This window comes from Pseudomonas sp. GM_Psu_1, assembly GCF_026544185.1.
Taxonomy (GTDB): Bacteria; Pseudomonadota; Gammaproteobacteria; order Pseudomonadales; family Pseudomonadaceae; genus Chryseomonas; species Chryseomonas oryzihabitans.
On record NZ_JALNUX010000005.1, the window covers coordinates 274234 to 294724 of the forward strand.

The following is a 20491-nucleotide window of genomic DNA, read 5'->3' on the forward strand; positions in this document are numbered from 1 at the left end:
AATAGATTTATATATAAAGAAACATCGCTTTTAAGCATATAGACCTGCTGCTATCGTGCACGGCCTAGAAAAGTCGCCAGAGCGCCCCCGGGGTGCCCAAGACTTCGATCACGCGCAGCCGTGCGCGCCGCCTGACAGCAGGATGACCATGTACGTTTACGATCAGTACGATCAACGGATCGTCGAAGAACGTGTCGCCCAGTTTCGCGACCAGACCCGCCGCTTCCTGGCCGGAGAGCTGGGTGGCGAAGAATACCGCCCGCTGCGCCTGCAGAACGGCCTCTACATCCAGCGCTATGCGCCCATGCTGCGGGTCGCCGTGCCCTATGGCCTGCTGAACACCACCCAGGTGCGCAAGCTGGCGCAGATCGCCCGTGACTACGACAAGGGCTACGCCCACATCAGCACCCGGCAGAACTTCCAGTTCAACTGGCCGGAGCTGGAAGACGTCCCCGAGATCCTCGCCGAGCTGGCCACCGTGCAGATGCACGCCATCCAGACCAGCGGCAACTGCATCCGCAACACCACCACCGACCAGTTCGCCGGCGTCGCCCACGACGAGCTGATCGATCCGCGCCCCTGGTGCGAGATCATCCGCCAGTGGTCGACCTTCCACCCCGAATTCGCCTTCCTGCCGCGCAAGTTCAAGATCGCCGTCAACGGCGCCGCGCTGGATCGTGCCGCCATCGAGGTGCACGACATCGGCCTGGAAGCGGTGCGCAACGAGGCCGGCGAGCTGGGCTTCCGCGTGCTGGTCGGCGGCGGCCAGGGCCGTACCCCCCACACCGGCGAATTCATCCGCGAATTCCTGCCCTGGCAGCATCTGCTCAGCTACCTGGAAGCCACCCTGCGGGTCTACAACCGCTACGGTCGCCGCGACAACAAGTTCAAGGCGCGCATCAAGATCCTGGTCAAGGCCCTGGGCGCCGAGGCCTTCGCCGAAAAGGTCGAGGCCGAATGGGCCCACCTCAAGGACGGTCCCATCACCCTGACCGACGCCGAGGTCGCGCGGGTCTCCGCCTTCTTCGTCGATCCGGCCTATGCCGAGCTGCAGGACCAGGACGAGGCCCTCGCCCGCCTGGACGCCGAGCACCCCGGCTTCGCCCGCTGGCGCCAGCGCAACACCTTCCGCCACAAGCGTCCGGGCTATGTCGCCGTGACCCTGTCGCTCAAGCCCACCGGCGTGGCCCCCGGCGACGTCACCGATCGCCAGCTGGACGCCATGGCCGACCTGGCCGATCGCTACAGCTTCGGCGAGCTGCGCACCTCCCACCAGCAGAACGTCATCTTCGCCGACGTGCGCCAGGACCAGTTGCTGGAGCTCTGGCACGCGCTGCGCGAGCATGGCTTCGCCACCCCCAACATCGGCCTGCTGACCGACATGATCTGCTGCCCGGGCGGTGATTTCTGCTCCCTGGCCAACGCCAAGTCGATCCCCATCGCCGAATCCATCCAGCGCCGCTTCGACGACCTGGACTATCTGTTCGACATTGGCGAGCTGGACCTCAACATCTCCGGCTGCATGAACGCCTGCGGCCACCACCACGTCGGCCACATCGGCATCCTCGGCGTGGACAAGAAGGGCGAGGAGTTCTACCAGGTGTCCCTGGGCGGCGACGCCGGCCGCGACGCCACCCTGGCCAAGATCCTCGGCCCCTCCTTCGCCCAGGATCAGATGCCCGAGGTGATCGGCAAGCTGATCAACGTCTACGTCGAGCAACGCACCGAAGACGAGCGCTTCATCGACACCTACCGCCGTATCGGTATCGACCCCTTCAAGGAGCGCGTCTATGCAAAGAATCATTAAGGGCGACCAGCTGGTCACCGACAACTGGCACCTGCTGCCCAAGGACGTCGCCTTCGCAGACGTTCCCAACAGCGACGACGTGATCATCCCGGCCGCCCTGTGGCTGGAGCACGGCCATGCCCTCACCTGCCGCGACGGCAAACTGGGCATCTGGCTGGACAGCGACGAAGAGCCGGAAAGCATCGCCGGCGACCTTGAGCATTTCGACCTGATCGCCATCAACTTCCCGGCCTTCGTCGACGGTCGCGGCTACTCCTACGCCCGGCTGCTGCGCGAGCGCTTCGGCTGGACTGGCGAGTTGCGCGCCATCGGCGATGTGCTGCAGGACCAGCTGTTCTTTCTCAAGCGCTGCGGCTTCGACGCCTATGTGGTCCGCGCCGACCGCGATCCGGAAGCGGCCCTGGCCGGTCTGCGCGACTTCAGCGTGACCTACCAGAGCGCCGTCGACCAACCGGAGCCGCTGTTCCGCCGTCGCCAGGCCTGATCGCTGGCTTGGACGCAAAAAGAAACCCGCCATGGCGGGTTTCTTTTTGCCTGGCCTTCGCTCAACCGAGATCGACCACCACCCGGCCCACCATCTTGCCGGCGAGGATCTGGCTGATGGTATCGGGCAGTTCCTCCAGGCCGACCTCGCGGGTCAGGCTGTCCAGGTCGTCCAGCTTCCACTGCACCGAGAGCTTGTCCCAGAGCGCGGCCTTGGCCATCAGCGGCAATTCGACGGAATCCACGCCTAGCAGATTCACCCCGCGCAGGATGAAGGGAAAGACCCCGGCTTCGAACTTGGTGCCCGCCGTCATGCCGCAGCAGGCCACGCTGCCGCCGTATTCCAGCGACTTGATGACGTTGAAGAGGATGTCGCCGCCGACGGTATCCACCGCGCCGGCCCACTGCTGATCCAGGAGCGGCTTGCCGACGCCATCGGCCAGGGTCGCACGGTCGAGGATCTGCCGGGCGCCCAGGCGATGCAGCCACTCCGCGCGCTCCAGCTTGGCGGTGGACGCCGCCACGTGATAGCCGAGCCGCGCCAGCAGCTTGACCGCCAGACTGCCCACGCCGCCACTGGCGCCGGTGACCAGCACGGTGCCAGCCTCCGGGGTCAGGCCCATCTGTTCCAGTTTCTCGACGCACAGCGCCGCGGTGAGACCCGCGGTACCCAGCACCATGGCCTCGCGCAGGCCGAGATTGTCCGGGCGCCGGATCACCCAGGCGGCCGGCACCCGGATGTACTGGCCGAAGCCGCCGGGGGTGTTCATGCCGAGGTCATAGCCGGTGACGAGGACTTCGTCGCCCACGGCGAATTCGCCCGCGCTGGACTGCTCCACCACGCCCGCCGCGTCGATCCCCGGGGTATGGGGATAGCGCCGGGTCACGCCGCGGTTGCCGATGGCCGAGAGCGCGTCCTTGTAGTTGAGCGAGGAGTAGCGCACCCGGATCAGCACCTCGCCCGCGGGCAGGTCGTCCAGGCTGCGTGTCACCACTTCTTGCCGAAAAGCACCATGGGCCCCTTCGGTTACCCAGAGCGCCTGAAAATTGCTCATCGCAGAACCTCCGTTGGAGTCTTGTTATGGGGCCGCCCGTCCTATGGACCTCAGCGCCAGCGGGTCGACTCGCCCAGACGCTCCCACCAGGTGGTCACCAGACGATCGACACCGAGGCTCGCCGCCATGCCCAGGCGTTCGGGCAGGGATTTCTTCTCGACGAAGCGCAGCGAAAAGACTTCGACCACCTGGGCCCGTTCGGCCAGGTATTCGTCGCTGGTACGCAGTTCGTCCACCAGTTGCTTGCCCAGCGCGGCCTGGCCCAGCCAGACCTCACCGGTGGCGACCTCGTCGATGTTGAGCTGCGGCCGGTAGTGGGAGACGAAGTTCTTGAACAGGACGTGGGTGGTGTCGAGGTCGTGCTGGAATTTCTCCTTGCCCTTCTCGTCGTTCTCGCCGAATACGGTGACGGTGCGCTTGTACTCGCCCGCAGTGAAGACCTCGAAGTCCACGTCGTGCTTCTTCAGCAGGCGATGGACGTTGGGCAACTGGGCGACCACGCCAATGGAACCGAGGATGGCGAAGGGCGCGCAGAGGATGCGATCGCCGATGCAGGCCATCATGTAGCCGCCGCTGGCCGCCACCTTGTCGACACAGATGGTCAGGGGGATCCCGGCCTGGCGGATACGCGCCAGCTGCGAGGCGGCCAGGCCATAGCTGTGCACCAGGCCACCGCCGCTTTCCAGCCGTACCACCACCTCGTCCTTGGGCGTCGCCAGGGTCAGGACCGCGGTGATCTCGTTGCGCAGGTGTTCGTTGGCCGTGGCCTTGATGTCGCCATGGAAGTCGAGCACATAGACCCGCGATTTGCCGGTCTCGCTCTTGCGCTTGGTCTTCTCGGCCTTGGTCTCGCGTTTGCGCAGGGCCTTGAAGGCCTCCTTGCCCAGCACGCTCTGCTGCAACCTCAGCCGCAGATCGCGATAGAAGTCGTTGAGCTTCTGTACCTGCAGCTGGCCGGCCGAGCTGCGCCGGTTGCGGCCGCGAACGGCGGCGGTGAACAGCAGCACGGCGATGATGGCGACCACCACGGTGACGGTTTTGGCCAGGAAACTGGCATAGTCGGCAAGAAACTCCACGGACTCTCCTAGGATGGCGGCAGCAGTGCCCTGCCCAGCATACCGAGTCGCCCGACCGATAGAAACTCGGCGACTCCCGGGCGGTCTTTCTGCACAGGCCGGCCGTGGGCCGTGATCCGGCCGGGCATGCGCCCGCGCCTTTCAAACAAGCGTATGAATATCCGTTGACAGGCCTCCTGTCGCCCCCTACCCTCGGTCGAGTGCCCTGCCCCTCCGCCTGGAGTGGGCCTCATCGAAAAAGACCACAAGGACCCTCGCCATGAGCGCAGCCGAAGCCATCGCCACCCTGAAGAGCAAGTTCGACCCCTCCGCCGCGGCCGGCCTGGACCTCACCTATCAATTCGACGTCGAGGGTGGTGACAACTACTACGTGGTCGTCAAGGACGGCACCTGCGACGTCCAGCAGGGCGACGCCGCCGACCCGGATTGCACCCTGATCATGGACCAGGCCACCCTGGCCGGCATCGTCAGCGGCGAGACCGACGGCATGCAGGCCTTCATGTCCGGCAAGCTGCGCGTCGAAGGCAACATGATGCTGAGCATGAAGCTGGGCGAACTCTTCCCCAACTAAGCGCCAGTCGTGAAAAAGGCGGGCCATCGCCCGGCTTTTTTGTGCCCGCCGTCAGGGCCGCTGGGGCGTGACGTTGCCCTCCCGTGCAGTAGCGTGGAAAACGGCGCAGCCTGTTCCACTGGGGACTTCGCGGCAAAGCGCCCCCTGACCCCAGCCCTCTCCCGCAGGGAGAGGGGGCTATCCGCGCAGGCGTTCAGCTCCATCTGCTCCGGAACATCCGCGATCGGCCGTCGTGCCTCGACCGTTAGCGTGCCCGCAGCCTCGGCAATCTAGAATCTGCGCGGCTTTTTTGTGCCCCGGATCAGGGCCGCCGTGGCGGTGCGGGCGGCGTGAGATTGCCATCCCAGCCACCGCCGAGCGCGGCGATCAGCTGGACGCTGGTGCTGAGGCGACTGCCGAGCAGGGTCAGGTTGGTGCGCTCGTTGCTCAGGGCGGTGGTCTGCAGGGTGACCACGTCGAGATAGCCGATCAGGCCGGCCCGGTACTGGTTCTCGGCCAGTTGCAGGGCGCGGCGCGCGGCATCCAGGGCCTCCTGGCGCACGCCGGCTTCGTCGCCGTAGGTGCGCAGCTGCACCAGATAGTCTTCCACCTCGCGGAAGCCCGCGAGCACGGTCTGGCGATAACCGGCGACGCTGGCGTCGTAGCTGGCCTCGGCGGACTCCACCTGGGCGCGTCTCAGGCCGCCATCGAACAGCGACAGAGCAAAGGACGGCCCGATCGACCAGAAGCGATTCGGCGTGCTGATCAGGTTGCCCCACTGGCTGGCGCTGTAGCCACCGCTGGCACTCAGGGTCAGGTCGGGATAATAGGCGGCTTCGGCGACGCCGATGGCGGCATTGGCGGCCATGACCTGGCGCTCGGCCTGGGCGATGTCCGGACGACGTTCGAGCAGCGTCGAGGGCACGGCGCTCGGCAGCGGCGGCAACTCGGGAATCGTTTTGACCGCGGCCAGCTGGAAATTGGCCGGGACCTCGCCGACCAGCACCGCGATAGCGTTTTCCAGCTGGGCACGCTGATACCTGAGGTCGATGGCGTCGGCCTGGGTGCTCTTCAGCTGGGTGGTGGCCTGGGCCACATCCGCCGGGGTGACGATGCCGGCGCGGTACTGATTCTGGGTCAGGCGCAGCGATCGCTCGTAGGCGGCCACGGTGGCGTCGAGCAGTCGCTGCTGGGCGTCCAGTACGCGCAGTTGCAGGTAATTGGTCGCCAGTTGCGTCTGCAGGCTCAGGCGGGTGGCCGCGAGCTCCGCGGCGCTGGCCTGGGCAGAGGCCCGATCCGCCTCCACCTGGCGCCGGACGCGGCCCCAGAGATCCAGCTCCCAACTCACCCCCAGACTGGCGTCGTAGGCGTTGCTGATGGTGCTGGAGCCACCGCTGCTGACGGTGCTGCTGGTGCCATTGGAGTTGCGGATGACGGTGTTGCTGCCCGAACCACCCCCGCGCCCGGAGCGGGTGGCGCCCAGGCTGCTGGAGAGGGTCGGGAACAGCGACGCCCGCGCCTGGCTGACCAGGGCCAGGGATTGCCGATAGGTCGCCTCGGCCTGGGCCAGGCTCTGGTTGCGCTGGTTGAGCTGGACCATCAGACGGTCGAGGATCGGATCGTCATAGCGCCGCCACCAGTCGCCACGGATCTCCAGGTCCTTGGGCGCCGCCGCCTGCCAGCCTTCGGCGTGGCGATAGGCGACCGGCACCGTGGTGGTCGGCCGCTGGTAGTCCGGGCCCAGGGTACAGCCGGCCAGCAGCAGAGCCAGGGTCAGCGTCGGCAGGCGCAGGGTTGGGGTCATAGCGGCGTATCCAGGGCAGCGTCGGTACGGATGCCGCGCCAGCGATTGACGCGGCGGCGCAGGCGTTCGAAATAGAGATAGACCACCGGGGTGGTGTAGAGCGTGAGAATCTGGCTCAGCACCAGCCCGCCGACGATCACCAGGCCCAGCGGCTGGCGCATTTCGGCGCCTTCGGTATCGCCGATCAGCAGCGGTACGGCGCCGAGGATGGCGGCCATGGTGGTCATGAGGATGGGCCTCAGGCGCAGCAGGCAGGCCTGGCGGATGCCTTCCTCGGGCGTCAGGCCCTGCTGGCGTTCCAGCTGCAGCGCCAGGTCCACCATCATGATGGCGTTCTTTTTCACCACCCCGATCAGCAGGAACAGCCCGAGCATGGAGATCAGGCTGAACTGGCCACCGGTGAGCTGGATGGCCAGCAAGGCCCCTACCCCGGCCGACGGCAGCGTCGAGAGGATGGTCAGGGGGTGGACATAGCTTTCGTAGAGCACGCCGAGCACGATGTAGACCAGCACCAGGGCGCCGAGGATCATCAGCGGCTGCCCCGATACGGTGCTGGCGAAGATGTTGGCGGAGCCGCCCAGGCGCCCCTGCACATCGCTGGGCAGGCCGATGGCGGCCACGGCGCGCTGCACCGCCCGGGTCGCCTGTTCCAGGCTGACATCCGGCGCCAGGTCGAAGTTGATGCTTTCCGAGGCGAACTGGCCGTCGTGGGTGACGCGGTCCTCGGCGAGGCTGTTGGTGTAGTAGGCGAAGGCCGACAGCGGCACCTGGGCGCCGCTGGCGGTGATGACCCGCACCTGCTCGAGGACGGTCGGGTCCTGGGCATAGCGCGGATTGATCTCCATCACCACCTTGTACTGGTTGAGCGGCTCGTAGATGGTCGAGATCTGCCGCTGGGCGAAGGAGTTGTTGAGTACCGCGGCCACGGTCTCCATGTCCACGCCGAGGCGCTTGGCCTTCTCGCGGTCGATCTGCAGGGTGATCTGCTGGGTGCTGCCTTCGCGACCGTCCACCGCGGTCAGCTCCGGCAGCGCCTTGAGCGCGGCCAGCACCTTGGGCTGCCAGGTTTCCAGCAGCCCGACGTCGCCGGAAAGCAGGTTGTACTCATAGGACGAGGTGCTCTGCTGGCGACCGCCGAATCTCAGGTCCTGGTCCGCCATGAGGAACAGCTGGGCACCTGGCACCTTGGGCGCATTGGCGCGGATACGCTCGATGACCTTCTGGGCATCCAGCTGGCGCTCGGCGATGGGCTTGAGGCGAATCAGCATCACCGCGTTGTTCACCCCGCTGCCGGAGCCGGAGCTGCCGACGAAGCCGGAGGCGCTGGCCACCGCCGGATCGGCCAGCAGCGACTTGCGCAGGATCTCGATCTTCGGCTGCATCACCTGGAACGAAAGGGCGTTGTCGCCGCGGATGAAGCCGATCAGCTGGCCGGTGTCCTGCTGCGGCATGAAGGTCTTGGGCACCACCACATAGAGCGCCACGTTGAGCGCTATGGTGGCCAACAGACTGAGCAGGGTAAGGCGCCGATGGCGCAGCGCCCAGCCGAGGCTGCGGTCGTAACCCGCCACCAGGCGACGCTGGGCGCGCTCGCTGAAGCGCTGCAGGCGGCTTTCGGTGGCCGGATCATGAGGCCTCAGCCAGCGTGCGCAGAGCATAGGCGTCAGCGTCAGGGACACCACCAGCGACACCAGGATGGCCGCCGCCAGGGTCAGGGAGAATTCGCGGAACAGCTTCTCGACGATACCGCCGATGAACAGGATGGCGACGAAGACCGCCACCAGGGAGACGTTCATCGACAGCAGGGTGAAGCCGACCTCGCGGGTACCCTGGTAGGCCGCCTTGAGCGGCGCCATGCCGTTGTCGATGTGGCGGGCGATATTCTCCAGCACCACGATGGCATCGTCCACCACCAGCCCTGCCGCCAGGATCAAGGCCATCAGCGACAGGGTGTTGAGCGAAAAGCCCAGGATGTACATGACGGCGAATGTACCCACCAGCGAGATGGGTACCGCCAGGGCCGGGATCACCGCGCTGCGCAGCCGACCGAGGAACAGCCAGACCACGCCGATCACCAGGAAGACGGCGATGATCAGGGTCAGCTCGGCCTCGTGCAGGGTCGCCTTGATCACCCCGGATCTGTCCATGGCCACTTCCAGACGCGCGCTGGCCGGGACGATGGCTTCCAGCGCCGGCAGGCGCGCCTTGAGCGCGGCGATGGTCTCGATGATGTTGGCGTTGGCCTGGCGATTGACCACCAGCAGCACGGCGCTCTGGTCGTTGTAGAAGCCGGCGTTGTAGCGGTCTTCCACGGCGTCGCTGACCTTGGCGACATCGCGCAGGCGCAAGGCCGCGCCATCCTGGTAGCGGATGATCAGGGGCGCGTAGTCGGCCGCCTTGAACAGCTGGTCGTTGGCCTGGATCTGCCAGTTGTGCTCGTCATTGGCCACCGCGCCCTTGGGCCGGCGCTGGTTGGCGCTGTTGATGGCGGTGCGGACGTCGTCCAGCGCCAGGCCATAGTGCTCCAGCTGCCGCGGCTCCAACTCGACGCGCACCGCTGGCAGGGAGCTGCCGCCGATCTGCACCTCGCCCACGCCGTTGACCTGGGACAGGCTCTGCGCCAGCACCGTGGACGCCAGGTCGTACAGCTCGCCCTTGCTCAGCGTCTTGGAAGTCAGGGAGAACACCATGATGGGTGCCTGGGACGGATTGACCTTGCGATAGCGCGGCATCTGGCGCATGCCGCTGGGCAAGAGGTTGCGCGCGGCGTTGATGGCCGCCTGCACCTCGCGGGCGGCGGTATTGACGTCCTTGTCCAGGTCGAACTGGATGATGATCTGGGTCGAGCCCTGGCTGCTGCGGCTGGTCATGGAGCTGATGCCGGCGATGGTGCCCAGGGAACGCTCCAGCGGTGTGGCGACGCTGGAGGCCATCACCTGGGGACTGGCGCCGGACAGGGTCGCCGAGACCGTGATGGTGGGAAAGTCCATCTGCGGCAGGGGCGCCACCGGCAACAGCCGGAAGGCGATGGCGCCGAGCAGCAGCAGCGCCAAACTCAGCAGCAGGGTCGCGACCGGCCGGGCGATGAAGGGCGCCGAAAGATTCACCTCAGACCGTCCTGCGCCGACCCAGGCGCTCGCCCAGGCTGTCGAAGGCCAGGTAGATCACCGGGGTGGTGAACAGCGTCAGCACCTGGCTGACCAGCAGGCCGCCGACCATCACCAGGCCCAGCGGCTGGCGCAACTCGGCGCCGGCGCCGGTGGCCAGCATCAGCGGTACCGCGCCGAACAGCGCGGCCAGGGTGGTCATGAGGATCGGCCGGAATCTCAGCAAGGCGGCCTGGTAGATGGCCTCTTCCGGCTTCAGCCCCTGGTGCCGTTCGGCGTCGAGGGCGAAGTCGATCATCATGATGGCGTTCTTCTTGACGATGCCGATCAGCAGGATGATGCCGATCACCGCGATCAGGCCGAGGTCGTTGCCGGTGAGCAGCAAGGCCAGCAGCGCGCCGATGGCCGCCGAGGGCAGCGTCGAGAGGATGGTCAGGGGATGGATGAAGCTCTCGTAGAGCACCCCCAGGACGATGTACATCACCACCACCGCCGCCAGGATCAGCAGCAGGGTACTGGACAGCGAGGCCTGGAAGGCTGCCGCCGCGCCCTGGTAGTGGGTGTTGATGCCCACCGGCAGGCCGATCTCCTGCTTGGCCGCATCGATGGCCGCCACGGCGGCGCCGAGGGAAACGCCGTTGGCCAGGTTGAACGACAGGGTCACCGCCGGGAATTGGCTCAGGTGGTTGATCACCAGCCGGGTCGGCCGCTGCTCCATCTTCACCAGGCTGGACAGCCGCACCGGCGCGCGACTGGTGTCCGTGGTGGTTTCGCTGGTGGTGGCCGTTCCGGTGCCGCTGCTGCCGCTGGACGAGGTACCACTGCCCGCCTTCACCCAGACCTGGCTGAGGGCATCAGGCCCGAGGCTGTCGGCGGCGGCGCTGGCCAGCACCACCCGATACTGGTTGGCCTGGGTGTAGATGGTCGAGATCTGCCGCTGACCGAGGGCGTCGTAGAGGGCGTCGGTGATGGCCGAGACCTGGACACCGAGGCGCGCCGCGGCGTCTCGGTCGATGGTCAGGTACAGCTGCAGGCCCTTGTTCTGCAGGTCGCTGGTGACATCCGTGACTTCCGGGCGTTGCTGCAGGGCCTGGGTCAGGCGCGGCACCCAGGTGTCGAGCAGATTGGCATCGGGCGAGTCCAGGCTGAGCTGGTACTGGGTCCGGCTGACCCGGTCTTCGACGCTGAGGTCCTGCACCGGCTGCATGTAGAGGGTGATGCCCACCACCTTGGCGACCTCGGGACGCAGGCGGTCGATCACTTCCTGGGCCGTCACGTCGCGCTCGCTCTGCGGCTTGAGGTTGATCTGCATGCGGCCGCTGTTGAGGGTGACGTTGTCGCCGTCGACGCCGATGTAGGACGACAGGCTCGCCACCGCCGGGTCCTGCAGCACCACCTCGGCCAGCGCCTGCTGGCGCTCGCTCATGCCGCGGAAGGAGATGGACTGGGGCGCCTCGGTGATGCCCTGGATGGAGCCGGTGTCCTGGGCCGGAAAGAAGCCCTTGGGCACCAGCAGGTAGAGCGCCGCGGTGAGCACGAAGGTCGCGACCGCCAGCAGCAGCATCAGCGCCCGGTTGGCCAGCGACCAGCGCAGCGCGCGACCGTAGCCGGCGATCAGCCGCTCCAGCCAGACCAGTCGATGTTCCGCGGCCTCCTCGCGCTTGAGCAGCCGGGCGCACATCATCGGCGTGAGTGTCAGGGAGATCACCAGGGATATGAGGATGGCCACCGCCAGGGTGATGGCGAATTCGCGGAACAGCCGGCCGACCACGTCCTGCATGAACAGTAGCGGGATGAGCACCGCGATCAGCGAGACGGTCAGGGACACCAGGGTGAAGCCGATCTGGCGGGCGCCCTTGAGCGCCGCTTCCAGGGGCGTGGCGCCCTCTTCCAGATGCCGGGAGATGTTCTCCAGCATGACGATGGCATCGTCGACGACGAACCCGGTGGCGATGGTCAGGGCCATCAGCGACAGGTTGTTCAGCGAGAAGCCGGCCAGGTACATGGCGCCAAAGGTGCCGATCAGCGACAGCGGCACCGTGACCGAGGGGATCAGGGTGGCGCTGAAGCGGCGCAGGAAGACGAAGGTGACCATGACCACCAGCCCCACCGCCAGCAGCATCTCGTGCTGGACGTCGGTGACCGCCGCGCGGATGGTCTCGGTACGGTCGCTGAGCACGGCGATGTCGAGACCGGCCGGCAGGCTTTCCCTGAGGCTGGGCAAGAGCGCCTGGATGCGGTCGACGGTCTGGATGACGTTGGCGCCGGGCTGGCGCTGGACATTGACCAGAATGGCGCCACTGCGATTGGCCCAGGCGGCCAGGCGATCGTTTTCCGCACCCTGGGCGATGGTGGCGACGTCACCCAGGCGCAGGGCGCCGTTGTCGGCGTAGTTGATGATCAGGTCGCCGTAGGCCTTGGGGTCGCGCAACTGGTCGTTGGCGTCCAGGGTGGCGACCCGGGTGGGACCGTCGAAGCTGCCCTTCGGCTGGTTGGTGTTTTCGCTGGTGACCAGGCTGCGCACGTCGGCCAGGGTCAGGTTGTGGGCGGCGAGCTTGTCCGGATCGACCTGGATGCGCACGGCCGGGCGCTGGCCACCGGCCAGGCTGACCATCCCCACCCCGCTCACCTGGGCCAGCTTCTGCGCCATGCGGGTATCGACCAGGTCGTAGAGCGTGGGCAGCGGCAAGGTCCTGGAGCTGATCGCCAGGGTGACGATGGGCGTATCGGCCGGATTGACCTTGTTGTACACCGGCGGCGCCGGCAGGTCGTTGGGCAGCAGGTTGTTGGCCGCGTTGATCGCCGCCTGGACCTCCTGCTCGGCGACCGACAGGTCCAACTCGAGATTGAATCTGAGGGTAATGACCGAAGCCCCGCCGGAGCTGGTGGAGGCCATCTGCGACAGGCCGGGCATCTGCCCGAACTGGCGCTCCAGCGGTGCGGTGACGGCGCTGGTCATGACGTCGGGACTGGCGCCCGGATAGAGGGTGAGCACGCGGATGGTGGGATAGTCCACCTGCGGCAGGGCCGCGACCGGCAGCAGGCGATAGGCCAGCAGACCGGCGATGAGCAGCGCCACCATCAACAGGGTGGTGGCGACCGGGCGCAGGATGAAGGGGCGCGAGATATCCATCGCGGCCGGTCAGCCCTGGGTCTTGCCGGGCTTGCGTACCGCCGGCTTGGCCGGTTCGCTGGGCGCCGCCGAGGCCCCGGTGACCACCTCCACCTCGTTGCCCTCGCGCAGGCGATCGGTGCCTTCGGTCACCACCCGGTCACCGGCGGCCAGGCCCTCGGTGACCACGGTCAGGCTGCCGTCATCCGGCCCCAGCTTGAGGCTGCGCACCTGGATCTTGTTGTCGGCCCCGACCACGTAGGCGAAGGTGCCATTGGAGCCGAACTGGATGGAGGCCGAAGGCACCACCAGCGCCTGCTCCAACACCTGTTCACGCACGCGCACGGTCACGAACTGGTTGGGGAACAGCGCCTCGTCGCCGTTGGCGAAACGGGCGCGGAACTTGAGGGTGCCGGTGGCGGTGTCGATCTGGTTGTCGAAGCTCTGCAGGGTGCCGTCGGCGACCTTGCGCGAACCGCCGCGATCCCAGGCTTCGACCGGCAGGGTCTGGCCGGCGCGGGCACGCCTGAGCAATTCGCCCAGCTGGCTTTCCGGCAGGGTGAAGACCACCGAGATCGGCTGGGTCTGGGTGATGACGGCCACCACGGTGCTGTCGTTGGCGGACAGCAGGTTGCCGCCGTCCAGCTGGCGCAGGCCGACGCGCCCGGCGATGGGCGCCTTGATCTGGGTGAAGGCCAGATTCAGCTTGGCATCGGCCACCGCCGCCTGGCTGTTCTTGAGGGTGCCACGGTACTGGTTGACCAGGGCTTCCTGGGTATCCAGGGTCTGCCTGGCGATGCTGTCTTCGCGGAACAGCCCCTGGTAGCGCTTCAGGTCCAGCTCGGCGTTGCGCAGCTGCGCCTGGTTCTGCTGCAGGGTGCCTTCGGCCTGTTGCAGGGCCACCTCATAGGGGCGTGGATCTATGCTGGCCAGCAGCTCGCCGGCCTTGACCTTCTGGCCTTCCTCGAAGGCCACCCGCACCAGTTCGCCGGCGACGCGGGTGCGCACATTGACGGTGTTGAGCGCCGTCACGGTGCCGATGGACTTGCGCACGATGGGAAAGCTGCGCTGCTCCACCGCCACCACCCGTACCGGCGTGGGGCCGGTCATGCCGAAAGGCGAACGCGCGCCCTTGCCGCCAGCGGCCTCGTTCTTCTGGCCATGCTGGTGATACCAATACCAGCCGCCCGCAGCCACCAGCACCACGAGGACGAGCAGCCACACCAGTCGGCGACGGGAGGAAGAGCGAGGCGAAGAGTCGGACATCGGAAGATACGTACACGCTGGGAAAGGCGGAAGATAAGCAGTAGCGAGACGGCTAACCAGCCCCTTTACCGCGATTTTACCTAAAGCAAAACGGGCAGACACAAAAGGCGCCTGCCCGTTTCGAAACGCCCACCGCGCAGAGCGGTGGGCTGGCGGCGATCAGCCGAGAACGGCGAGTGCGGCGGCGTAGTCCGGCTCCTGGCCGATCTCGGGGACCAGCTCGCTGTGCAGCACCTTGTCCTGCTCGTCCAGCACCACCACGGCGCGGGCGGCCAGGCCTTGCAGCGGACCGCTGGCCAGGGCGACGCCGTAGTTCTGCAGGAATTCGGCACCGCGCAGGGTGGAGAGGTTCACCACCTTTTCCAGGCCTTCGGCGCCGCAGAAGCGCTTCTGGGCGAACGGCAGGTCGGCGGAAATGCACAGCACCACGGTGTTATCCAGCTTGTCGACTTCGCTGTTGAACTTGCGCACCGAGGTGGCGCAGGTCGGGGTATCGACGCTGGGGAAGATGTTGAGCACCTTGCGCTTGCCGGCGAGGCTGGCCAGGGTAATGTCCTGCAGATCGCCGTTGACCAGGCTGAACGCCGGGGCCTGCTGGCCGACCTGCGGCAGGTTGCCCTGCACCTCGACCGGGTTGCCACGCAAATTGACGGTTGCCATGAACTGCTCCTTTCTCATGAGACGGGACAGGGAGTAAACACGTTTTCCGCACCCGATCAAAGCGTTACGCGTCCTTGCGTCAAAAATCGCGGCGATAGAAGAAATCCAGGGAGTTGGCCAGACCGCTGGCGATCTCCAGATAGAGCCGGCGGGTGAGCTGGTAACGCAGGGCGACGGTGTTGGCCGAATCGAACACCCCTACCCCATAACGCACCGACAGCCTGTCGGTGAGATTGCCCGAGGCGACCACGCTGGTCTTGTCCCCCGAACCGGCGGTATCCAGCTGGAAGTTCTGGATACCCAATCGCTGCGCCAGGGCGCCGGCGGTGCCGGAGCTGCCGGCCAGGCCGAGGGCCAGTGCCGCCTGACCGAGCACGTTGTTGTCCCCTTCGCTGCCGCTGGAAAGCGGGCGTCCCAGCACCAGGTAGGCCAGCGCCTGCTCCTGGCTCATGCTCGGTTCGGAGAACACCTCGATGCGCGGCTGCTGGGCGAAACCCGAAAGCCGCAGGCCGGCGGTGACGTTCTGCTCCTGCACCACCCGCACGGCTTCCACATCGATATAGGGCTGGGCGATGGGCCCCTGGAAGAACAGCCGTGCGCGTCTCATGGTGAGGCGCTGACCATAGGCGTTGTAGCGACCGTTGCGCAGGTTCAGCTCGCCGCGGGTGTCGAGGTTGTCGCCGATGTGCACCTTGCCGACGATTTCGGCGGACAGGCCGAAGGCATCGAAGGTGAGCTTGTCGGACCCGACCAGCACGTCGACGTCCATGGCGATCTGCATCGCCGGCTGCTTGGCCGGAGCCTCCTGGCCGACGATGACGGCATCGTCCGACACCTTGACCGTGGATGGCGGCAGCTGCTGCACCTGGATGCGCCCGCGCGGCACCCGCACCTCGCCGGCCAGGGCCAGGCGGCCGTCCTTCATCAGGATCTTGAGATCGGGCGCCACTTCCAGCTGCGCATAGGGCTCGACATTGACCGGCAGCTTGTCGCCGGTGACCGCCACATTGACGTCCAGGCCGTTGGCCCAGCCGACGCTGCCCCGGATTTGGCCGCGCCCCTGGGTGCCGCTGCGCCAGCCGCCGTCGAGCAGCGCGGTGTCGCCCTGGATGCGGGCGGTCAAGCCGAGGTCCTGCAGGCGCGTCGGCACGCTGCCGCCGCCGATGTCGCCCCCGCTAAGCTGGATCTGGCCGTTGACCCTCGGTTGCAGCAGGGTGCCACCCAGCTCGCCGGCACCGTTGATCTTGCCTTCGAGGTGTTCGATGCCTTCGACGAAGGCCTTGCCGAGGGCCAGATTCAGGCCCTGCAACTGGAAGCGACCGGCCAGCGCCTGGTTCGGATCGCGGGGATCCAGCCGCGCCTGGATATCCAGCCGGCCAAGGTCGGCACTGGTCAGGCGCACCTGGGTGTCCACCTGCTGCGGCTTCAGGGCGCTGGTGACGTCCAGGCTGTCGTAGCTGAAGGTCTGCCACTGGCCAGCGGCGTCGCGCAGCTTGAGGCTGCCACGACCAGCCTGGAGCCGGATTTCGCCATCGGGTCCGGCCTTGGGCAGGCGCAGGTCGACGTCGCCATCGAGGGTGCCCTGCCACGCCAGTTCCGGGGGCAGCAGCGGTTGCAGACTGGCGAGCGGGAAGGCGCGCAGGTGCCAGGCGAGACGGGTGTCGGGCAGCAGTTGCTGATCGTCGCCACAGAGGCTGGCCGCGCCGGACCGCCAGCAGTGCCGGCCCAGTTCCAGACGCCCGTTGGCCAGGCGCTCGATGCGCGCGGGGCTTTGCAGGGTCCAGTTCTGGCCACTGGCGGCAACCGAGCCGCGGGCCAGTTGGCCTTTCCAGTCACCGTTGTCGGCCAGGGTACCGCCGGCCGTGAGCGCCAGGTTGAGCTGTGGCCCCTTGAGCGACAGCTCGGCCTGCTGCTGGCGGCGATCGCCCTGCCCCTGCAGGCGCAGGACGCCGAAATCGCGCCCGGCCGCCTGCAGACCCTGGGCAGTCAGCTCCAGGTTGCCGCGCTGACGGTCATCCAGGGTGGCCGCCAGCGTCAGGCTGCTCATGCGGTTGTCGGCATAGGCGAGCTGGCGCCCGTCGAGGCGCAGCTGGCCAGCCGGCGCCTTGAGGGTTCCGGCCAGATCCAGGAGGCCCTGGGCGCTGCCGGACAGATCGGGCCAGAGCTGGCCGAGGCGCCGCAGATCCAGTTGCAGCTGCCCCTGCAGCCGTTGATCGAGGGCGCCCTGCCCCTGCATGCGGTTGTCACCCAGGCGGATGTCCAGCTGCGAAACCTGCCACTGCTCGCCAGCCCCCTTGGCCTTGGCGGCCAACACGGCCGGCTGGTTGCGCAGCCGACCCTTGAGGTCCAGATCGGCGTCCAGCTGCAGGCGGCCATCCTTGAAGGCACCGGAACTGCGCAGCGGACCGGCCAGGCTGCCGGGCAGCTGGGCGACCCAGAAGGCCGGATCAAGGCGGCTCAGATCCAGGGCCACCTGCCAGCTCACGCCCTCGGCGAAGCCCAGGTTGACCTTGCCCTGCGCCCGCCCCTGGCCGGCCTGGAGATCCAGTGAGGGCAGATTGAGCTGGGTGGTATCGCCGCTGAAGGGGGTGGCCAGGGTGAAGGCGCCGGCCGGTCCGGTCGCCGCAGCCTTGAGATTGCCCAGGTAGGCACCATCCCTATAGGCCACCTCGCCCTGCAGACGCTGCAGACTTACCGGGGGCTCCGCCATGGGATACAGCCGGCGCCAGGGAAAGTCGCGCCAATCCAGTGTGGCGTCGGCGGCGAGCCCCTGCTGCCAGTCGATCTGGCCGGCCAGCGCCACACGCTGCTCGGGCGCGGCCTGGAGGCGCAAGGCCGAGATCCGCGCGCCCTTGGCATCGACGCGACCCTCCAGATTCAGGTCCACCGGACCGCCCTCGCCCGGCAGTTTCGCCTGGCCGACCAGGGCGTAGCCCGCAGCCAGATCGCCTCGCGCGGTCAGCTTGAGGTCGTTCAGCCGCAGGGTATCGGGCAGGCTGGCGGCCGCCTTGAAGCCATCGGCCACCAGTTGCAGATCGGCCGGGACGTTGTCCACCAGCGGCTGCACCGTGCCGGTCAGGCGGCCGGGCAGATAGCCGCTGCTGTCGGCCTCCAGCTGCAAGGTCTTCTGCAATTCGCCGTTCAGCTTGAGCGCCAGCGACCAGGGCGCGGCCTCCGGCGCCGGCAGGCCGAGGGTACCCTGCAACTGCAGCGGCCAGGCGCCGCTGGGCTGCAACCGGCCGTGGGTATCCAGGGTGATGCCGTGCGCCATGCCGGCCAGGCGCTCGATGGCTATCCCGTCAGCCTGCCAGCGGGCCTGGAGCTCCAGGTCGCGGGCTTGTTCGGCGTCGTTGTAGCGGATCTCGCCGATCCGTACCTCACCCAGCTGCACCCCCAGCGGCAAGCCGAGGCTGGGCAACTGGATGGGCCCGCTCTTCTCCGGCGCCGGCTCCGGACTGGGCGCCTGCTCGATGGCGACGCGCGAGGCGACCAGGGTATCGATGCACAGCTGCAGCCTGAGCAGGCAGGCGGGTCGCCAGGCAAATTCGGGCGCCTCGACCGTCACCCGAGTGGCGCCCCCTTCCCAGACCAGCTGCCGAGCCTGCCAATGGTCACCCAGGCGCCCCTGGAAGTCAGTCAGGGTCAGACCCGGCACCCGTTCCAGCACCAGCCGGCTGACGCCGGCGTTGCCCAGCACCAGGGCGAGAAGGAGGATCAGTGCGCCCAGCAGGGCCGCCAGTACGCCGAGGATGACACCGCCTACCGACTTCACAGCTCAGGTCCTATGGAAAAGTGCAGGCGAATACCGCCGGGTTCGTCGAGACCGTGCGCCAGGTCGACGCGGATCGGGCCGACCGGCGAGACCCAACGCACGCCCACGCCGACGCTGGTCTTGAGCTCGTAGTTGTTGAGGTCGTTGAAGGCGCTGCCCTGGTCGATGAAGGTGGCCAGCCGCCACTTGTCGCGCAGGGGATACTGGTATTCGACCCCGCCGGCGACCAGGTAGCGACCGCCCACGTAGTCGCCTTCGTCGTTTTCCGGCGACAGGGTCTGGTAGTCGTAGCCGCGAACGCTCTGGTCACCGCCGGCGAAGAAGCGCAGCGATGGCGGGACCTTGTTGTAGCCATTGGTGAAGTTGCCGCCCAGCAGCAGGCGTCCGAGGAAGCGGTGCCCGTCGCCCACCGTGATCAGGCCACGGGCCAGCGCCGTGGTGTGGATCATGTTGGCATCCGAGAGCAACCCCTCCTTCGCCGCCGAGACGCCGAATTGCAGGCGATAGCCGCGATTGGGGTCGATGCGGTTGTCGCTGCGCAGCAGGGAGAAATCCACCCCAGGCATCACCAGGTTGGAGGTGCCCTCATCGTCGCCCAGGCGATAGCTTTCGTTGCGCCACTTGAGCGAGAGCACCCGCTCCCAGCCGTTGGGAAACTTGCGATGCCACTCGGGACCCACGGTCAGCAACTGGCTGAGGGAGTCGTCGTTGGCGATCTGCTCGTACTGGTAGCCGCCGGCGAAGCGGAACTTGTCGTTGATCGGGTCCTGCCCGGGAATGTCGTACCAGGTGGCGATGCTCTGGCGTGGCGCCGACAGCTCGGCCTCGGCGCCCAGACTATGGCCCTGGGGATTGAGCCAGTGATTTTCCCAGGTGAATCTCAGCCGCGGACCGACATCGGTGGAGTAGCCGGGGCCGAAACCGAAGGTGCGCGGCTTGCGCGTGCGCAGAGTAACCGTCACCGGCACCTCGGCGGCGCCTTCCTGCTTGGGATAGGTATCAAGCCGCGCCCCATCGAAGAAGCCGCTGGCCAACAGATTGCTCTGGAAATCGGCGATCAGCTCGGAATCGTAGGGCGTCCCCTGGGCGAAGGGCACCATGCGCTGAAGCAGATCGGGATCGAAGGGCGCATCCCCTTCGAAGGACACCTTGCCGAGGACGAAACGCGGCCCGCTGTCGAACACCAGGGCGATGTCGGCGAATCCGGTAGCGGGATCGATCCGCAGCTGGTGCTGGGTAAAGGTGCCGCGAAAGAAACCATACCGTTGCGCCTGATTCTGGATCAGGCTCTTGGCGTCTTCGTAGAGGCCCTGGTTCAGCGGCTGGCCCGCCTTGAGTCCGGCCGGTATCGGCTGGCGAAAGGCGCGCAACTCGCGCGCCGGCCCTTCGATACGGATATCCACGTTGCGCAGCCTGACCGGCTCGCCGGGGCGTACCTCGACCACCAGCCGTGGCGTCTCCCCCGGCTCGACGCGGGTCTCGATCTGCGCATGGTAGTAGCCGAGTGCCTGGGCTGCCTGCTCGGCCTGCCGCTCCGTCGCCGGGCGTAGGCGTTGCAACCCGGCGACATCGCGCCCTTCGACGGAGCCGATATAGGCCTGGATGTTGTCTCGCAAGGCGTTATTGGCAGGCTGGACGCGAACGCTGACTTCGGCGGGTGCCGCCCAGGCCACGCCGTGCAGACAACAAATTCCAATCAGGGCGCGGCGTAGAGCGTTCGGCTTATTCATACAGGGATGCTAACGGGCGTTGCGCTGTGAGACAAACGGGAGTGGCCAGGGTTCGCCCGCCTGCCGCTT

At 67.2% G+C, this 20491-nt stretch carries 12 protein-coding genes; 3 read left to right on the forward strand and 9 right to left on the reverse strand.

What is annotated here, in order from left to right; genetic code table 11:
* Positions 1–148 precede the first annotated feature (148 nt).
* Together OXS31_RS10850 and OXS31_RS10855 are read left to right on the forward strand one after the other, a co-directional pair.
* Positions 149–1807 carry a nitrite/sulfite reductase gene (locus tag OXS31_RS10850; RefSeq protein ID WP_042134031.1) on the forward strand — a complete coding sequence of 553 codons (1659 nt, stop codon included), beginning with the start codon at positions 149–151 and terminating at the stop codon, positions 1805–1807.
* A complete protein-coding gene (locus tag OXS31_RS10855) occupies positions 1791–2291 on the forward strand; it encodes a DUF934 domain-containing protein (RefSeq protein WP_027599447.1) in 501 nt (166 codons plus the stop codon). The genes OXS31_RS10850 and OXS31_RS10855 overlap by 17 nt, the downstream gene beginning before the upstream one ends.
* Positions 2292–2352: 61 nt before the next feature.
* Here OXS31_RS10855 and OXS31_RS10860 read toward each other — a convergent pair whose 3' ends face one another.
* Both OXS31_RS10860 and sohB read right to left on the reverse strand, forming a co-directional pair.
* Positions 2353–3345 carry a YhdH/YhfP family quinone oxidoreductase gene (locus tag OXS31_RS10860; protein ID WP_267398944.1) on the reverse strand — a complete coding sequence of 331 codons (993 nt, stop codon included), beginning with the start codon at positions 3343–3345 and terminating at the stop codon, positions 2353–2355.
* Positions 3346–3395: 50 nt separating this feature from the next.
* On the reverse strand, positions 3396–4421 hold the full coding sequence (gene sohB / locus OXS31_RS10865; RefSeq protein WP_027599449.1) for a protease SohB: 1026 nt from the start codon (positions 4419–4421) through the stop codon (positions 3396–3398).
* A gap of 259 nt (positions 4422–4680) precedes the next feature.
* Here sohB and OXS31_RS10870 point away from each other — a divergent pair, with 259 nt between their 5' ends.
* A complete protein-coding gene (locus OXS31_RS10870; protein ID WP_007158414.1) occupies positions 4681–4992 on the forward strand; it encodes an SCP2 sterol-binding domain-containing protein in 312 nt (103 codons plus the stop codon).
* A gap of 301 nt (positions 4993–5293) precedes the next feature.
* Here the strand turns inward: OXS31_RS10870 and OXS31_RS10875 are convergent, their stop codons facing one another.
* The 7 genes from OXS31_RS10875 to OXS31_RS10905 form a co-directional block, all read right to left on the reverse strand.
* Positions 5294–6775 (reverse strand): efflux transporter outer membrane subunit, encoded by a 1482-nt coding sequence (locus OXS31_RS10875; RefSeq protein ID WP_267398945.1) that lies wholly within the window; start codon positions 6773–6775, stop codon positions 5294–5296.
* On the reverse strand, positions 6772–9882 hold the full coding sequence (locus OXS31_RS10880) for an efflux RND transporter permease subunit (protein ID WP_267398946.1): 3111 nt from the start codon (positions 9880–9882) through the stop codon (positions 6772–6774). The genes OXS31_RS10875 and OXS31_RS10880 overlap by 4 nt, the downstream gene beginning before the upstream one ends.
* 1 nt (position 9883) lies before the next feature.
* Entirely contained in the window at positions 9884–13015 is a 3132-nt protein-coding gene (locus OXS31_RS10885) for a multidrug efflux RND transporter permease subunit (RefSeq protein ID WP_267398947.1), read from the reverse strand.
* Between the two features lie 9 nt (positions 13016–13024).
* On the reverse strand, positions 13025–14260 hold the full coding sequence (locus OXS31_RS10890; RefSeq protein WP_037007030.1) for an MdtA/MuxA family multidrug efflux RND transporter periplasmic adaptor subunit: 1236 nt from the start codon (positions 14258–14260) through the stop codon (positions 13025–13027).
* Positions 14261–14419: 159 nt separating this feature from the next.
* Positions 14420–14920: a thiol peroxidase gene (gene tpx / locus OXS31_RS10895; RefSeq protein ID WP_027599454.1), complete on the reverse strand. Its 501-nt coding sequence runs from the start codon at positions 14918–14920 to the stop codon at positions 14420–14422.
* A gap of 79 nt (positions 14921–14999) precedes the next feature.
* Complete coding sequence (locus tag OXS31_RS10900) at positions 15000–18692, reverse strand: translocation/assembly module TamB domain-containing protein (protein ID WP_267398950.1); 3693 nt, start codon at positions 18690–18692, stop codon at positions 15000–15002.
* Complete coding sequence (locus OXS31_RS10905; protein WP_267398952.1) at positions 18689–20422, reverse strand: autotransporter assembly complex family protein; 1734 nt, start codon at positions 20420–20422, stop codon at positions 18689–18691. Before OXS31_RS10905 ends, OXS31_RS10900 begins: the two co-directional genes overlap by 4 nt.
* Between the last annotated feature and the right edge of the window lie 69 nt (positions 20423–20491).

What these genes read in the sequence shown, in the direction of transcription:
- OXS31_RS10905 (WP_267398952.1), bottom strand. Translation starts at nt 20,422, where the DNA reads ATGAATAAGCCGAACGCTCTACGCCGCGCCCTGATTGGAATTTGTTGT.
- OXS31_RS10890 (WP_037007030.1), bottom strand. Translation starts at nt 14,260, where the DNA reads ATGTCCGACTCTTCGCCTCGCTCTTCCTCCCGTCGCCGACTGGTGTGG.
- OXS31_RS10885 (WP_267398947.1), bottom strand. Translation starts at nt 13,015, where the DNA reads ATGGATATCTCGCGCCCCTTCATCCTGCGCCCGGTCGCCACCACCCTG.
- OXS31_RS10875 (WP_267398945.1), bottom strand. Translation starts at nt 6,775, where the DNA reads ATGACCCCAACCCTGCGCCTGCCGACGCTGACCCTGGCTCTGCTGCTG.
- OXS31_RS10870 (WP_007158414.1), top strand. Translation starts at nt 4,681, where the DNA reads ATGAGCGCAGCCGAAGCCATCGCCACCCTGAAGAGCAAGTTCGACCCC.
- OXS31_RS10850 (WP_042134031.1), top strand. Translation starts at nt 149, where the DNA reads ATGTACGTTTACGATCAGTACGATCAACGGATCGTCGAAGAACGTGTC.
- tpx (WP_027599454.1), bottom strand. Translation starts at nt 14,920, where the DNA reads ATGGCAACCGTCAATTTGCGTGGCAACCCGGTCGAGGTGCAGGGCAAC.
- OXS31_RS10860 (WP_267398944.1), bottom strand. Translation starts at nt 3,345, where the DNA reads ATGAGCAATTTTCAGGCGCTCTGGGTAACCGAAGGGGCCCATGGTGCT.
- OXS31_RS10855 (WP_027599447.1), top strand. Translation starts at nt 1,791, where the DNA reads ATGCAAAGAATCATTAAGGGCGACCAGCTGGTCACCGACAACTGGCAC.